Annotated in this window: 1 pseudogene; it reads left to right on the plus strand. The window is 47.1% G+C overall.

The window, feature by feature from the left end:
- Positions 1-164: 164 nt before the first annotated feature.
- A pseudogene (locus tag P364_RS35950) lies at positions 165-448 on the plus strand (thiol reductant ABC exporter subunit CydC); the annotation flags it as partial.

Genomic DNA, 448 nt, shown 5'->3' on the forward strand with positions numbered 1-448 from the left:
ACGATGATTACGGTGGCTCACCGATTATATACGATTCAACAAGCTGACAACATTTTATTTATGCAGCAAGGAGTGTTGGTCGATTCCGGATCACACGCTGAACTGCTGGAACGCTTGCCGCAGTATGCCGAAATGGTCGATCTTCAACGAAAAGGGGGATTCGCGTGAGCGAACTGACTATTTTATCAAAAGCGATGCTTGGGGAGCGAAAAGACATTCTTCTTTCCATATTGGGAGGATTAATTGCCGGCATCGCTGGTGTGGCTCTTTTTTCCGCAAGTGGATACATGATTTCACAAACCGTTTTTGCGCCGCCGCTTTATACATTAATTGTGCTTACTTCGTTGGTCAAACTCCTTGGTTTCCTTCGAGCGGCGAGTCGTTACGCAGAACGCTTATATTCCCATCGTGCGACGTTCTCCATGCTCAGCCGTTTGCGTACATCCTT

Source organism: Paenibacillus sp. MAEPY2 (assembly GCF_000499205.1).
GTDB lineage: Bacteria > Bacillota > Bacilli > Paenibacillales > Paenibacillaceae > Paenibacillus > Paenibacillus vandeheii.